The organism is Streptococcus chosunensis (genome assembly GCF_003626515.1).
In the GTDB taxonomy this organism is placed as follows: domain Bacteria; phylum Bacillota; class Bacilli; order Lactobacillales; family Streptococcaceae; genus Streptococcus; species Streptococcus chosunensis.
In genome coordinates this window covers 315,724-330,981 of record NZ_RBCK01000002.1, presented here as the reverse complement: position 1 = coordinate 330,981, position 15,258 = coordinate 315,724, and the positions used below count along the sequence as shown (strand labels likewise).

Annotated in this window: 16 protein-coding genes and 1 tRNA gene; 3 read left to right on the top strand and 14 right to left on the bottom strand. The window is 40.8% G+C overall.

Annotated features, from left to right (window positions below; genetic code table 11):
* Nucleotides 1-5: 5 nt before the first annotated feature.
* The 3 genes from oppC to D7D54_RS07570 all read right to left on the bottom strand — a co-directional run bounded on the left by oppC (nucleotide 6) and on the right by D7D54_RS07570 (nucleotide 4,474).
* Nucleotides 6-932, bottom strand: a complete 927-nt coding sequence (gene oppC, locus D7D54_RS07580) for an oligopeptide ABC transporter permease OppC (protein WP_061590046.1) — start codon at nucleotides 930-932, stop codon at nucleotides 6-8.
* On the bottom strand, nucleotides 932-2,428 hold the full coding sequence (locus D7D54_RS07575) for an ABC transporter permease (protein WP_020902008.1): 1,497 nt from the start codon (nucleotides 2,426-2,428) through the stop codon (nucleotides 932-934). Before D7D54_RS07575 ends, oppC begins: the two co-directional genes overlap by 1 nt.
* A gap of 66 nt (nucleotides 2,429-2,494) precedes the next feature.
* A complete protein-coding gene (locus tag D7D54_RS07570; RefSeq protein WP_020902007.1) occupies nucleotides 2,495-4,474 on the bottom strand; it encodes a peptide ABC transporter substrate-binding protein in 1,980 nt (659 codons plus the stop codon).
* Nucleotides 4,475-4,631: 157 nt separating this feature from the next.
* Between D7D54_RS07570 and D7D54_RS07565 the strand changes: the two genes are divergently transcribed.
* A tRNA-Cys gene (locus tag D7D54_RS07565) sits at nucleotides 4,632-4,702 on the top strand.
* 196 nt (nucleotides 4,703-4,898) lie between these two features.
* Here D7D54_RS07565 and D7D54_RS07555 read toward each other — a convergent pair.
* The 11 genes from D7D54_RS07555 to D7D54_RS07500 all read right to left on the bottom strand — a co-directional run bounded on the left by D7D54_RS07555 (nucleotide 4,899) and on the right by D7D54_RS07500 (nucleotide 13,896).
* Complete coding sequence (locus D7D54_RS07555) at nucleotides 4,899-6,230, bottom strand: hemolysin family protein (RefSeq protein ID WP_033681262.1); 1,332 nt, start codon at nucleotides 6,228-6,230, stop codon at nucleotides 4,899-4,901.
* A 343-nt stretch (nucleotides 6,231-6,573) separates the two neighbouring features.
* Entirely contained in the window at nucleotides 6,574-7,398 is an 825-nt protein-coding gene (endA, locus tag D7D54_RS07550) for a DNA-entry nuclease EndA (RefSeq protein WP_033681260.1), read from the bottom strand.
* A 38-nt stretch (nucleotides 7,399-7,436) separates the two neighbouring features.
* On the bottom strand, nucleotides 7,437-7,625 hold the full coding sequence (locus D7D54_RS07545) for a DNA-directed RNA polymerase subunit beta (RefSeq protein ID WP_033681371.1): 189 nt from the start codon (nucleotides 7,623-7,625) through the stop codon (nucleotides 7,437-7,439).
* The gene (gene murA / locus D7D54_RS07540) at nucleotides 7,618-8,901 is read right to left on the bottom strand and encodes a UDP-N-acetylglucosamine 1-carboxyvinyltransferase (RefSeq protein ID WP_033681258.1); all 1,284 of its coding nucleotides are present in this window, start codon (nucleotides 8,899-8,901) and stop codon (nucleotides 7,618-7,620) included. The genes D7D54_RS07545 and murA overlap by 8 nt, the downstream gene beginning before the upstream one ends.
* A 23-nt stretch (nucleotides 8,902-8,924) precedes the next feature.
* Nucleotides 8,925-9,155 (bottom strand): DUF1146 family protein, encoded by a 231-nt coding sequence (locus D7D54_RS07535; protein WP_000250399.1) that lies wholly within the window; start codon nucleotides 9,153-9,155, stop codon nucleotides 8,925-8,927.
* Between the two features lie 57 nt (nucleotides 9,156-9,212).
* A complete protein-coding gene (locus tag D7D54_RS07530) occupies nucleotides 9,213-10,250 on the bottom strand; it encodes a SepM family pheromone-processing serine protease (protein WP_000727281.1) in 1,038 nt (345 codons plus the stop codon).
* Nucleotides 10,234-10,722, bottom strand: coding sequence for a pantetheine-phosphate adenylyltransferase (coaD, locus tag D7D54_RS07525; RefSeq protein ID WP_120719148.1), 489 nt, complete (start codon nucleotides 10,720-10,722; stop codon nucleotides 10,234-10,236). The genes D7D54_RS07530 and coaD overlap by 17 nt, the downstream gene beginning before the upstream one ends.
* Complete coding sequence (rsmD, locus tag D7D54_RS07520) at nucleotides 10,712-11,251, bottom strand: 16S rRNA (guanine(966)-N(2))-methyltransferase RsmD (protein ID WP_120719147.1); 540 nt, start codon at nucleotides 11,249-11,251, stop codon at nucleotides 10,712-10,714. The genes coaD and rsmD overlap by 11 nt, the downstream gene beginning before the upstream one ends.
* Before the next feature lie 64 nt (nucleotides 11,252-11,315).
* Nucleotides 11,316-12,308 carry an aspartate--ammonia ligase gene (gene asnA, locus D7D54_RS07515; RefSeq protein WP_120719146.1) on the bottom strand — a complete coding sequence of 331 codons (993 nt, stop codon included), beginning with the start codon at nucleotides 12,306-12,308 and terminating at the stop codon, nucleotides 11,316-11,318.
* Nucleotides 12,309-12,417: 109 nt separating this feature from the next.
* Nucleotides 12,418-13,101: a Bax inhibitor-1/YccA family protein gene (locus tag D7D54_RS07505; RefSeq protein WP_033681253.1), complete on the bottom strand. Its 684-nt coding sequence runs from the start codon at nucleotides 13,099-13,101 to the stop codon at nucleotides 12,418-12,420.
* Nucleotides 13,102-13,155: 54 nt separating this feature from the next.
* Nucleotides 13,156-13,896 carry a TrmH family RNA methyltransferase gene (locus D7D54_RS07500; RefSeq protein WP_120719145.1) on the bottom strand — a complete coding sequence of 247 codons (741 nt, stop codon included), beginning with the start codon at nucleotides 13,894-13,896 and terminating at the stop codon, nucleotides 13,156-13,158.
* 33 nt (nucleotides 13,897-13,929) lie between these two features.
* Between D7D54_RS07500 and D7D54_RS07495 the strand changes: the two genes are divergently transcribed.
* Entirely contained in the window at nucleotides 13,930-14,208 is a 279-nt protein-coding gene (locus tag D7D54_RS07495) for an acylphosphatase (RefSeq protein ID WP_001174616.1), read from the top strand.
* 77 nt (nucleotides 14,209-14,285) lie between these two features.
* A complete protein-coding gene (yidC, locus tag D7D54_RS07490) occupies nucleotides 14,286-15,212 on the top strand; it encodes a membrane protein insertase YidC (RefSeq protein WP_020901995.1) in 927 nt (308 codons plus the stop codon).
* Nucleotides 15,213-15,258: the final 46 nt, after the last annotated feature.

The window sequence follows — 15,258 nt, the reverse complement described above, 5'->3', positions numbered from 1 at the left end:
TACTCCTATCTATGTGTACGTGGATCACTAGCATCCGCTAGGTTCTGACCAACAATGAAAAGTGATAAAGATACCAAGACCAAAGTTGTCAATGGAATCCAGAAGAGGTAAGCATTTGTCGTTACGTTCTGAGAGTAATCTGAAATCAAACGACCCAAGCTTGGAACTGTAATTGGCAATCCAAGTCCAAAGAATGAAAGGAAAGCTTCGTATGAGATAAAGGCTGGAAGCATTTGAGATGTCGTCGTAACGATAACAGATACCAATTGTGGCATAATGTTTTTTACAACAATCTTAAAGGTTGGTGTTCCAAGTGTACGTGAAGCAAGGTTATACTCCAAGTCACGATAACGCATGATCTGAATACGAATTGAGTAAGCAATACCAATCCAAGTAGTCACACTCATAGCAAAAATCAGATTCCAGAATCCAGCTCCGATTGAGTAAGTCAAGACAATGACAATCAAAAGAGATGGGATGTTTGAGATGACATTATAAACTTCCATCATCACACGGTCAACTGATTTTGAAATTCCCCAAATACCACCGACAAAAACACCGATAACCAAGTTAATCACTGTCGCAATCACAGAAATGAGGATAGAGTTACGAGCTCCGAACCAGACACCGTCAAAGAGAGATTTACCGTTACTGTCTGTACCGAACCAATGCTCAGCATTTGGCTTGATATAACGAGCACTAAAGTCGTTTACTTTGCTGACATCATTGAAATCAAACTTAGAAAACATTGGGTAGATGAAACTCATCAAAATGATAGCTACCAAGATTCCCAACATGACTACAGTTGATTTCTTCTTCATAAATTGTCTAAACACTGAGCCCCAGTATGAATAGGCTGGCGCATCAATGGCTTCAGAGGCAAAATCGTCACGTTTTACGAACTGAAATTTTTCTTTATCGATTGTAGACATTATTTGCCTCCTTTCTCAGTCAATTTAATACGTGGGTCAATAATAGTCATCCAAATATCTCCCAAAAGAAGTGAGAAGATAGAAATACATGTAAAGATGAAGACAAGACCTACGACCATAGAGTTATTAGATGCTTTTACAGAGTCAATCAACATTTTACCCATACCTGGGAAAGCGAAGACTGTTTCAGTAAGGGTTGCACCACCGATAACCCCGATAACAGCACCAGGAATTCCTGAAACCAGCGGAACCATGGCATTTTTAAAGATGTGTTTGTTTGAAATTTCTTTTTCAGACAAACCTTTTGCACGAGCAAAACGAACAAAGTCCTGTGATTGCAAGTCAATCATGTAACGACGAATCCAAATAGCTGTACCAGGAGCACCCAATAAACCAAGGATAACTGCTGGTAAAACATACGAACGCCAATCTCCAGCACCCAAGATAGGGAATGAATCTGGAAGACCAATTGATGATCCAATCAAACGAACAATGTAAACCAAGGCAATGGTTGGAAGGGCCATCAAGAAGGTCAAAAACCCTGTTGAGAAGCTATCAATCCAAGTATTCTTGAAGCGAGCCATAGCTGAACCAAGTGGCACGGCAATCGCATAAGAAATCACCAAACCAATCAATCCAACGACTGCAGAGCTAGCAATCATAGAAGGATATTGGTAGTTGCTTTCAGTTGCAGTATATGGGTCATCTTTCCCATAGTTAGCTACTTCACGAGAATCAGCCTGACTAGGCGATTTGTAGGTTCTTGAGTAGATATTAACTGAAGATGTTTTCTTACCAGTTGGGAATTGCACTTCTGATGTCTTAGTTTGACCTTGTCCTTGTGTGATAACTTGAAGCACAGGAGTATTAGCATAAGTTGGATATGAATCACCCAAATTCAAGTTCACAAAGTTTTGGTGAACAAATGGGAACTGACTATTGAAGTACAAGAGGTACTTGTGTTTAGTCCCTGAACCTACCAGAGACCAGCCGATAGCGGGATCATTTTCAAAACGCAAATAACGCTCCAAATTTGGATTTTCTGGGTCCTGAATCTTGTTTGTGTGGTCGATATCAAGCAAGTTTGCATAGAATTTAAACACACGTTCAAAAATTGGAATTTCACGTGTAGCGTAGAATTGGCCACTTTCAGTAAATTCTCCCAAGGTCCAACCATGACCGATTTGTTTGATGTATTTTTCATAGATAGCCTTGTTGGTGTCATTAGCTTCAACTGTTACAGAGGCATCCATCTGGCTGGCTTTTTCTTGCAATTCCTTGGTATCGTAGTACTCGATATAGCCCATACGCTCATAAACAGTGTTCTCATAGTTATCACGCTTATCAGCAGTTGTCGCAATCTTGTTATAGTTGGTATCCTGTTTGAAAATCAATTTTCGAGGAACCATTGTATAGATAATCGTGTAAGTCAAGGTTGTTACTAAGAAGATAGAAACCAATGACCGCAAGACACGCATAAAAATATATTTCTTCATATCGTTTCCTTTTTAAATCCCAAAAGAACCTTCTCCTCATGGAGAGAAAGTTCCCTTGAGAGTTATTTATTTAACGTGTTTAGTCAATTCTTTTTGAACTTTTTCGTTTGATTCTTTTTTCTCTTTAATCCATTTCTCACGAGCTTGTTCATAATCAGCCTTTGTTACAACTTTGTCTTGTAACTGAATATATTTGAAGTAGAGATTTGAACCTTTGTCTCCAGATTGGCTATAAGAAGCTGAGAATGGTACAACACGAGAAATGAATGGTGCAGCACCACTAGAAGACATAGCTGGTAAGAAGAGTGAACTGTCTGTCAACCAAGCTTGAGCAGCAGCATATTTTTCATAACGTTTGTTAAGATCACTTGTTTCTTTTCCAGCTTCATCAAGCAATTTATCGTAATCTTTCACACCAACTTTAGCTGCAGCTGCATTTGATGGGTCATCATACCCCATATAAGTTTTCGTTTGCTCACTATTAGTTGATTTAAGGATATCAAGGTAAGTTGATGGATCTTCATAGTCAGGATTCCATCCAACCGCACCTGAAAGATCCCAATCCTCAGCTGCCGCATTAGCAGCATAATAAGTCGCATTAAAGAATTCATCTTTAGAAATTTGTTGAATATCGATGACAACATTTTCTTCGCCTAAAACTTTTTCAACTGATTGTTTGAACGACTGAATCCGTGCGACAAAGTTTTTAGAGGTTTGGTCTACTGGAACATCCAAGTGGATAGGGAATTTCACACCTTCTGCTTCCAGAGCAGTTTTAGCTTTAGCAAATTCTGCTTTAGCTTTGTCAGCGTTAAAGAGACCGTCTTGACCATCAGCAAAGTTTACATCTTTCCACTCATCTCCATAAGTCTTAACTTTTTCAGCAACCAAGTCACCGAAAGTTTTTTCGCCTGCAGTCACAAAGTCTGGTTTCACAAATAAATTACGAACTGCGAGAGGAGCACCTTCTTTACCGTTAACTTGAGCAGAATAACCTGTACGGTCAAAGGCAAAGTTCAAGGCTTGGCGGAAGTCTTTGTTAAGAAGAGCTTTCTTAGTAGATGTTTTCTCTTCATCTGTCGTTTTAGATGTATATTTGTAATTTTGTCGATCGATATTTACACCTAAACCTCCAATACCAGCTCCTGACGGAGTGTAGAAAATATTATCCTTGTATGACTCCTCTACCTTTGAGAAGTTTGAACTTGTTGGGTAAAGACGAGCAAAACTATAAGCTCCACTTGTAAAGTTACGCTCAAGTGATTCTTGGTCCGAACCATCAAAATATGCAAGTGTTGCTGTATCTAAATGAACATTCTCTTTATCCCAGTACTGCTCGTTCTTAGCAAATTCGATAGAAGATTTAGCAGTCAAACCTTTAAGCAAGAAAGGTCCATTATATAGCAATGATGTAGGATCTGTCGCTTTAGCAAAATCAGAGCCTTTTGATTTTTCAAATTCTTCGTTTAATGGCCAGAAAATTGAATAAACCATCTTAGAGTTCCAGTAAGGTTCTGGTTGGTTCAAAGTATACTCAAGAGTATAGTCATCAACCGCTTTAACACCTACTGTAGAGAAATCTTTTGAATTCCCAGCCAAATAATCAGATAAACCTTTAACAGAAGTTTCAGCTAGATATAGAGCTTCTGATTTCTTATCTGCCGCATGTTTCAATCCATTCACGAAGTCTTTAGCAGTCACTTCGGCATATTCTTCACCATCGGATGTCATCCATTTGACACCTTTACGAATTTTGTAGGTATATGTCAATCCATCTTTTGATACAGACCAGTCTTCTGCAACCGCAGGAGTCAAATTCCCGTATTTGTCATTTGTGAAGAGGCCATCGATCCCGTTTGAAGTAGCCACTTTCGTACTCTCTTTTCCAGAAATAATATAATCTAATGTTTCTGGGTCAGCCGAATAGACATAGCCATAGGTTTTTGGAGCTGTCGAATCAGATGATTTTGAATTCCCACAAGCTACTAACACACCTGTTGCCAATAAAGCAACTCCTGCTGCAACAAAGACTCTACTTTTTTTCATTTATTTACTCCTCTGATAAAGTATAGGTTATCATTAATTATATCATAGATTTCAAGAAAAGTAAACGAATTTTCAGAATATTTAGGCTTATTGATACAAAAAATCTGAAAAAGCTATTGACTGAAAATCATTTTCAAGGTATAATAATAAACGTTAAGGCGGTATAGCCAAGTGGTAAGGCACGGCTCTGCAAAAGCTTGATCGTCGGTTCAAATCCGTCTACCGCCTTCTATAACTTGATTTTTCAAGTTTCATTTAAACAGAAAGCCCAATATAAAGGGCTTTTTTCTTTTTACTCGAATAAATACGTATAACCTTAAAAAACTTTTGGGACTAGGTTGGGACTGAGTTTTTCGAGGACTCAATTCCCTTTTGAAATCAACTGAAAAAAGCTTTGTCACACCTGGTGACAAAAGCCTCTAGTTTACTCTGTTTCTTCTTCTATTTCAACTTCGGTAATTTGGACTTTTACCTTGGTAACACGTCCATTTTTCACTTTATCATTGGTTAGGATAAGCTGCTTGTTTTGACTTACTAATTCATAACTGAGTTTCTCAGTCGTTGGAATGGTCCCCACTCCTGTCAAATAGTAACCAGCGATGGTATCAACGTCATCACTTTCCAGTTCAACATCAAAGTAGTCATTAAAATCATTGAGATTCATGGTACCTTGAACAATATAAGTATCTTCTCCAATTTTATGAACTTCGATTTCAGCCTTATCTGTTTCGTCATCGATTTCGCCAACGATTTCCTCTAAGAGGTCTTCCAGGGTCACCAAACCAGCCATCCCACCGTATTCATCCAGCAAGATTGCCATTTGTCTTTGGGTATTGCGCAGTTCTTTTAACAAGTCATCCACAAAAATAGTTTCAGGAACAAAAAGTGGATCTTGTAAGATTTTCTTCCAAACAATATTGTCAAAACCGTCCACAAAGGCTGCATTAAGAAGACTCTTGGTGTGAATGATTCCAATCACGTTATCCTTGTCTCCATCATAGACAGGGATACGAGAATAATTTTGTTTTAAAATACTTTGGATGATGGTTTGACTATCATCCTGAATATCGACCATAAAGGCATCCGTTCGAGGAACCATGACTTCTCTGGCCATTAATTCGTCCAGTGAAAAGATCCCTTGTAACATCTCAATTTCGTCAGCATCTAGTGTTTCTTCACTATTTGTCAACATGTACTCAATTTCATCACGGGTCATTTTTTCGTCAGCATCATCAAAGGTCATCGGAGTCAAGCGACTCAAGAGATTGGTAGATGCAGATAACAGCCAAACAAAGGGACTAACTAGTTTCCCCAAACCAATAATAACTGGTGCTGTACGAATGGCCAAGGCATCCTTTAGATTAAGAGCGATTCTCTTAGGATACAATTCCCCAAAAACGATGGAAATATAAGTCAAAAATGCTAAAGATAGAAAACTTGCAACGGCATAAGCTGTTTCACCATTTCCAAGCCAAGAGGCAATTTCTCGTCCTAGAGTGTCTGCCAAACTCGCCCCTGATAAGATCGTAATCAGAGTAATCCCTACTTGAATAGTTGATAAAAAGTGGTTAGGATTTTCTAGTACCTTCAGCAGACGGATATAGCGTCTATCTCCTTCTTCTGCCTTTTGTTCAACACGCGCACGGTTAAGTGAAACCATGGCCATTTCTGTGGCTGAGAAAAAGGCATTTAACACCGTCAAGATAAACAATAAAACAAACTGTAGCAACAAATTCTGACTACTTGGGTCTTCCATAGTTCTTCTCCTAAAATAGTATCTTATCCTTTATTATATCACAAAATCTAATCCAGTACATATTATTTTTTTCTCATACTCTTCGAAAATCTCTTCAAACTACGTCAGCTTCACCTTGCCGTAGGTATGGTTACTGACTTCGTCAGTTCTATCCGCAACCTCAAAACAGTGTTTTGAGCTGACTTCGTCAGTTCCATCTACAACCTCAAAATAGTGTTTTGACGGCTAGCTTCCTAGTTTGCACTTTGATTTTCATTGAGTATTAGTGTCTATTGTAGCCCTGCTTAAACTAGTAAGAAAGAACTCCTACATCCACAAGGGACATAGGAGTTTATCTTATCTTTTACTGAGTTACCGTCACTTCTCCAGTTCGGTAATCCAGTTGAAGTCCCTTTTGAACATTGGGGACTAGAACATTAAATTCCAATTCTCCGTCTGAAGACTTGGCTTCAATTTGTGAAGCTGAAGGAACTAAGTCCTCATTTGAAGCGTAATAAAGGGTCACGCGGTAACGGACACGCTTGTTTTGGTCTAAGGCTTTACGCACCAAGCTTTCATAATAGTTTTGACCAGTCGAATCCTCGGCTTGTGCCTGATTTGCCCAGGCTGTCTGAACAGCAATGTTTTTAGGATTACTTGTTGAGGCATCAAAACCATCCAAGCCACCGATTAAGGCATAGCCCAACAAGTGACCTCTATCGACGGCATGCGTATAAGATCCCTTTAGATTCTTGACCTGATGCCAGCCTGGAGGAGTCCAAGAAGTCGATCCATTCCCAGTTTCTTCCCGATTCTTGTACTGACGAGTAGCCTTAGACAAGAGGGCATTTGCTACAGTTGGTACGGTTTCCTTGCCCACTGTCTTTGTTTTATTATCAGCGTAGGGCTTACTTGAAACCTTGGCATCTAGGTTTGTTTTATTACCATTGACGATAAAAGCACCTGAGCCATTCCACTCCAGACTCCCTTTTATTTGGCTTTTGACTGTGTCTGTTAAGACACTTTCTGCCAATTCTTGACTAGGAGCTTCAGACGCTTGTTTTTTCTGACTAACCTTTGTTTTAGGACTATTAGGTGTCGACTGCATCTGCTTGATATAATAGCTTCCCGCAGATAAAAGCAATAACACTAGCAGTCCGATCAGTGTCTGTCTTGTTTTTTTATCCATTTTTCTCCTTATCTCTAGAAAAAGACTGGTTCTCCAGCCTAATTTCCTGTAAATTTATGAATCAATTCCTGCCATTTTGCTGGAGACAGGATGGCCCATGGATCTTGACCCTTTCCCAAGATTCCATAGCCTACCATTAGACCGATTCCTAGGGCAAGAGCACCTAAAAACAGTACTATGATGACTAAAAGTAAACGCTTGATTACGTAGCTTGATTTCTTATTCATCTTCATCACTTGCCTCAATCCGCTGAATCTTAGCACCTAGCTGCGCTAACTTCTCATGGAAACGGTAGTAACCTCTATCCAAGTGAACCAATTTACCAACTACAGTTTCTCCTTGTGCTACCAAACCTGTCAAAATCAAGGCTGCGCTGGCACGAAGGTCAGTTGAAAGAACTTCTGCTCCCTGCAAAGCTTGTCCACCAACAATACGAGCTGTATCACGGATAATCTCAGAGTGCAGGCCCATACGACGCATTTCTTCTAGGTGTTGGAAACGATTTTCAAAAACTGTCTCCACCATAGTTGATTCGCCTTTTGCGACAGTCATCAAGGCTGTAAATTGAGCCTGCATATCTGTTGGGAATCCTGGGTGGGGCAAGGTTTTCACATGAACAGCTTTTAAATTTTCTAGTTGAGAGCGAACTCGAATTCCTTCAGTCTCCTCTGTCACTTCCACTTCCATTTCAAGCAATTTGGCAATCAAGGGACGGTTGTGCTCCCAGACAGCGTCTCGAATCAAGACATCACCACCAGTCATGGCAGCAGCTACCATAAAGGTTCCTGCTTCGATACGGTCTTGGACTACATTGTGAGTCGTACCATGAAGTTTCTCAACACCGGTAATGGTAATGGTCTCTGTACCAGCACCTTTAACCTTGGCTCCCATTTCATTGAGGAGAATGGCTAAGTCAACAATCTCAGGCTCACGCGCAGCATTCTCAATCACTGTCACACCATCAGCCAGAGTCGCAGCCATCATCAAGTTCTGCGTTGCACCAACACTTGGGAAGTCCATGTAGATATGAGCTCCATGTAAGCGATCTGCCTTGGCTTCGATATAACCAGCTGTCTGGCTGATTTTAGCCCCCATAGCTTCTAGACCTTTCAAATGAAGATCAATAGGGCGGCTACCAATCGTACAACCACCTGGCATAGATACCTTAGCATGACCCACACGGGCAAGAATTGGCCCCAAGACAACGATGGAGGCGCGCATCTTGCTGACATACTTGTAAGGAGCTTCCTCAGTGATATCGCCAGTCGCGTCCACCTCAACAAGATGAGCTTCTTCATTAAAATCCACCTTGGCATTTAAACCGCGAACCACCTGATTCATAGTGAAAACATCTGACAAGATAGGAACATTCTGCAAGACGGTCTTTCCTTCACTTGCTAGAATAGTCGCTGCCAACAAAGGCAAGACTGCATTCTTTGCTCCTTCGATCGTAACACTTCCTACCAGACGATTATCGCCACCTTGAACCACAATTTTTTCCATACTTATTTCCTTTACTCTTGATTTTATAATAATCCTCTAAGCGCTTCTTGCCACAACTGATATAGGCTGATAAAGAAAGAACTCATGATATAGCCCATTACAATGCTGAAAAAAGCTACTAGTAAACGAACTTTTCCTGTGTTCTCAGCTGTTACTTTTAAAACCTTTTCCCATCTAACAAGATTCTTTAAAAGGTAAAAACTCACATAAATAAAGAGCATGTGACTGCTTAGAGTGAATAATAATTGAACCATTTGACTATTATACCATCTTCTCTGTTTGTGCGCTAGTTTGGAAACTTCACTTAAAAACTAGGGATTGTTTTTCAAGTAATCAATTGCATCTTGTAGGGTTTTAACTGGCACTATTTTCATATCTGTCTTGATTGTTTTAGCTGCTTCCAGGGCTGTTTGGTAGTTATTTTTCGCATCAGGATGTGCTTTTTGTTCTTCTTCGCTAACAGGGTTATCAGGGGCAAAGAAAATAGCAGCACCTTCTCTAGCCGAAGCTACAACTTTCTTATCGATACCTCCAATGTCTCCCACATTACCATCGCGGTCAATGGTTCCTGTACCGGCAACAATGCGGCCATTACGAAGGCCAGGGTCAGCTATTTGGGTATAGATGGCCAGACTAAACATGAGGCCAGCACTTGGACCGCCAATACCAGCTGTTGAAAAGCGAATTGGAACATCACTGGTCACTTCTGTACGGTCAATCAAACCGATTCCAATTCCATTTTTGCCATTTTCCAAGGTGATAATCTTACCTTCTGCAGACTTGGTTTGCCCATCCTCTTCATAGGTGACCTTGACGGAGTCCCCTAGTTTTTGAGAATTGACATAATCAATCAAATCTTTGGAACTATCAAAGGTCTGATCATTGACTGCTGTGACCGTATCAGAGATGTTAAGAATCCCTTTAAAGGTCGAATTATCCGTCACAGTCAAAACATAAACCCCAAGATATTTGAGTTCGATATCTTTACCAGCTGTTTTTAGCCCTTGATACTTGGCCATGTTTTGCGATGTTTGCATGTAGAATTGATTGATCCGCATAAATTCAACATCGGAAGAGCCACCTGTAGTCTCCTGAGCACTACGAATATCTGTAAAAGGCGTCAACCATGCATAAATCATATGAGCTAAAGTGGCATGTTGGACACCAACCGTAACGAATTGATAGGCACCAGCTTCCTTATCTTCTGTGTCATTGACTTTAAGGACTTGGCGAATATCTTCCGAACCACCTGGAACTTCTATATAGTAGGGCAAGGGCACTACAAATGCCAAGAAAGTCACAATTAAGGCCGCAATGACATATAAGGGCCATCTAATCTTTTTTTTCATTTTTTATTTCCTCCAAAATACTCTCAGGAACATAGCAGGCAATATCCTGACCAAACTTCAAAAGTTCTCTAACGCCTGATGAACTGATATAGAGATGTTCAGGTCGGCTATGTAAATAAATGGTCTCTATATTAGGAGACAGCTGATGGTTGTAGTAATCAAAACTGGCTTCATATTGCAAATCCGCTGCATTCCTCAAACCACGCACTAGACAAGTAGCCCCCAGTCTTTTTGCGACATCAACCACCAATTCATCATGAGAAGACACAACTTCAACATTTCCCAAATGTTTCAAAGCCTCTTCTAGCCCCCGTTTACGATTTTCGATAGGGAGAAATCCTTGTTTGTGGGGATTAAAAAAAATACCTACATAGAGCTTGTCAAAGAGTTTACTCGCCCGTTCAATCATATCCAGATGCCCATTTGTCATCGGATCAAATGAGCCTGTGAATAAGCCAATCTTATCTGACATAGACTGTCACCTTACTAATTCCATAAATCTTTTCCTTCCAGATGCCCAGGCAGGCAATTTCTTCTGGAAGTTCAACGGCTTTATCCGTCTCACACACGACCATGACATCTTCAGAAAAAAGCTCCCTCTCAGCCATTTTTTCAATATCTGCTACGATTTGTTCCTTGGCATAAGGAGGGTCTAAGAAAATGAGGTCAAATCCCCCAGATACCTGTTCCAATGCCCTTTCTGCATCCATTTTGAGAAGTTGAAATTTTCCAACTTCCTTGGTCATCTGAATATTTTCAGCAATAATAGTCTGCGCCTTACGGTCTCGCTCCACCAAAACAGCGCTGGACATGCCACGCGATACTGCCTCGATAGATAAAGCACCACTACCTGCATAAAGGTCCAAGACTCGTCCCCCTTCAAAGTAGGGACCAATCATGTTAAAAATGGCTCCCCTAACCTTATCCGAAGTTGGTCTTGTCGTCTTTCCTTCTAGTGTCTTGAGGGGACGTCCCCCATAGATTCCTGATACGATTTTCATACCGTTTATTATACCAAATTATGGGCGAAAAGAGAAAGAAAACCGAACCTTGCGGTTCGATTCTCTACAAAATATTTTCGTAAGTATCGCGGACTTCTTGAGGCCAAACACTTGTTTGCACTTCTCCGATGTGTTTCTTGCGAAGTAGGAACATGGCCATCCGAGATTGTCCAATTCCTCCACCGATTGTCAATGGGAATAGGCCATTCAACAAAGACTTGTGCCATTCCAATTCCAAGCGGTCTTCATCACCTGTGATTTTCACCTGACGACGAAGCGTTTCTTCATCTACACGGATTCCCATAGAAGACAACTCAAAGGCTCCCCCCAGAGACTCATTCCAAACAAGAATATCACCATTTAGACCCTTGTAACCATTTTCAGACTCACTTGTCCAGTCATCGTAGTCTGGTGCACGTCCATCGTGCGGTTTACCGTCTGGTAATTCACCACCGATACCGATCAAGAATACTGCTCCAAATTCTTTACAAATAGCATTTTCACGCTCTTTTGGTGTCAAGTCTGGGTAGCGTTCTACCAACTCTTCTGTATGGATGAAAGTGATTTGTTTTGGCAAGACAGACTCGATGTCATAGCGAGCTTCTACTGCTAGCTCAGTCAATCGAATAGCCTTGTAAATCTTTTCAACTGTTTCTTTTAGATAAGCGATGTTACGTTTACCATTTGGAATGACTTTTTCCCAGTCCCACTGGTCAACATAAACAGAGTGGGTCGCATCCAACGAATCTTCGTCTGGACGAAGGGCCTTCATGTGGACGAAGAGACCTTCACCCTCACCGAAACCAAAACGAGCCAAAGTATGGCGTTTCCATTTGGCAAGTGAATGCACCACTTCATAGGTTTCATCAGGAATCTGCAAAACCTTGACAGATACTGGATTTTCCACACCAGACAGGTTATCCTGCATCCCGTCACCGACCTTGCTCAAGATAGGACCTTGAACTTCGACAACTTCTAGCTTATCTTTCAAATACTGGGTAAAAGTGTTTTTGACAAAGGAAATTTCTTCTTGTTGATGGATAAAACTTTTCTTCATAGGCTACTCCTCAAAAATTAATTAAAAGCATTATACACCTATTTCCAAGAAAAGAAAAGAGAAAATTTAAAAAAATCAGTGCTCCTTCGAACACTGATTTCATGGACCTTTAGTCATTGCGACCAAAGATACGTAGAATACTGAGGAAAAGATTGATAAAATCAAGATAGATACTGAGTGCCATTGAGATGATCCAACCTGTCGCTACTTGTCCTCGTGACTGCTCATAAACATAGCGAATCTTTTGATTATCCCAAGCAATCAAACCAGAGAAAACCAAAACCATGGCTACACTAATCATATAATCAAAGAAACCGCTAGCCAAGAAAATATTGACTACCATGGCAATCAGCAAACCAATTAAAGCTGCCATCATAGCTCGACCGATCCCACTCAAGTCTTTCTTGGTGAAAATCCCGATTGCCGCCATGACAAAGAAGAGAAGAGCGCTGGATACAAAGGCTGACAAAACTGTTCCCGGTGTATAGAAGGCTACGACAAAGCTAAGGGTGAAGCCATTCAGTAGGGAGTATACTAGAAATACTGGCAGAGCTGCTGGGCTATTTTTTGCAGCCATGCTACTTGCAACAAATACCAGAGCAAGTTCTGCAAAAGTTGCAACCATCAACCAGAGACGTCCCTGCATTAAAAAGTAAGTCAATTGAGCCTGAAAGACTGTCAACATCAAAGCTGACACCAGAGCTGATAGTCCAATTCCAATCCCTACAAAGGCATAAACCTTAGCGTAAAATTGATTGAGACCTGAACGTTCTTGAATAATTGTTTGATTCATTCTGATTCTCCTTTTTCTATAACTATATCTTGATTATAACAAAGTTTTTTTAAATTAGCTGAAATAAAACATCAAAATGCCTGCGGCAACTGCCACATTGAGACTCTCCGCCCTACCTTTCATACCAATATGAACCAGCTGATTGGCACTTTCAGCCATGATAGGACTAATCCCTTGCCCTTCATTTCCCATGACTAGTACAAAATTTTCTATAGGGGACAGTTCTCTGTAATCAACAGAATCTTTAGATAAGGTTGTTGCCAACACTGGGATACCTGCTTCTTTAGCTTCCTCAAGCAGTGCTTGACTAGTCATCCGATAAATAGGTAAATGGAAATGACTGCCTTGCATGGAACGCAAGGTCTTGAGACTGTAGATATCTGCCGACTTATCTGAAACAATCACTCCAGTAAAACCTGCTGCATCCGCAGTCCGAATGATCGTTCCCACATTACCAGGATCTTGCACATCTTCCAAAAACAAGAACTTGCCCTGACTCAAATCAGCTTGTCCTACTTCTTCTTTTTGAACCACGGCAACAATTCCCTGTGGAGTCTGAGAATCCGCCAAATCTAGTAAAATATCCTCTGAAACCCAGACAGTTTGCGGAAACGAGGCTAACTGATCTCGGTAATTTTCTAGGGCAAAGATTTTCTCAATCGTCACTCCAGCTTGAACAGCTTCTTCAAACAAGTGCCAACCTTCAATCAAATAGGCAGACTTGCGGTATTTTTTTTTGTGTAATTTCTTGGCATTTTTTACCACAGAATTGGCTTTTGAGGTTATAATAGTCATAGAAATATTATAACACAATCAAAGGGGTTTGGTATGCAAAAGGTTAGAATGATTGCCCAAGGCAGGGTGCAGGGAGTCGGCTTTCGTTGGGGTGTTTACAGCTTGGCTCTCGAAATCGGTGGCATAACAGGTCGAGTCTGGAATAACGACGATGGCACAGTGGAAATCTTAGCCCAAGCAGACTCATCTGCTACCATGGCAAAATTTATCCAAGAAATCCGGAAAGGACCGACGCCTTTTTCAAAAGTCAGCTACTTAGATGTCAAACTGAGCAACTTTCCTCCCTATCCTGACTTTAAAATCGCAAATTAGGTCTCTAGAACTATTGTATATTTTGTAAAAAAACAGTAGAATAGAAAGGTATAATTTTTAAAGAAGGAATAAAAACAGTGAAATCTATTAAACGTTTTGCACTCTCAGCTATGGGAGTGGCTATGTTGCTAGTCTTGACTGGCTGTGTTAGAGTCGATAAAGCCACAGGAAAGCCAATAGGATTTATTTGGAATACTATCGGAGCGCCTATGGCTGAAGCTATCAAGTACTTCGCTACTGATCAAGGTCTAGGCTTTGGTGTCGCTATCATCATCGTAACCATTATCGTGCGCTTGATTATCTTGCCACTTGGTATCTACCAATCATGGAAGGCAACGCTTCACTCTGAAAAGATGAACGCCCTCAAGCACGTCCTTGAGCCACACCAAACACGTCTCAAGGAAGCGACTACTCAAGAAGAAAAACTCGAAGCCCAACAAGCTCTCTTTGCCGCTCAAAAAGAACACGGCATCAGCATGTTTGGTGGTGTAGGATGTTTCCCTATCCTCCTTCAAATGCCTTTCTTCTCAGCTATCTACTTTGCTGCCCAACATACTGAAGGGGTTGCTCAAGCAAGCTACCTAGGCATTCCTCTAGGTTCTCCAAGTATGATTTTGGTTGCCTGCGCAGGTGTCCTTTACTATCTTCAATCGCTCCTTTCACTTCACGGAGTAGAAGACGAAACGCAAAGAGAACAAATCAAGAAAATGGCTTACGTGAGCCCAATCACGATTGTTGTCTTCTCCCTCATTTCACCAGCCAGTGTCACACTTTACTGGGTTGTCGGTGGTTTCATGATGATTCTCCAACAGTTTATCGTCAACTATATCGTTCGTCCAAAACTTCGCAAAAAAGTCCGTGAAGAACTGGCAAAGAACCCACCAAAAGCAAGTACTTTCTCTACACCAAGTGGACGAAAAGACGTTACCCCTGGACAACCAACTGCTATCACAAGCAAGAAAAAACATAAAAATCGCAACGCTGGAAAACAACGTTCGAGATAAGGCTACGTAAATTATCCAATAATTAAAAAAACGAATGAATGATAAA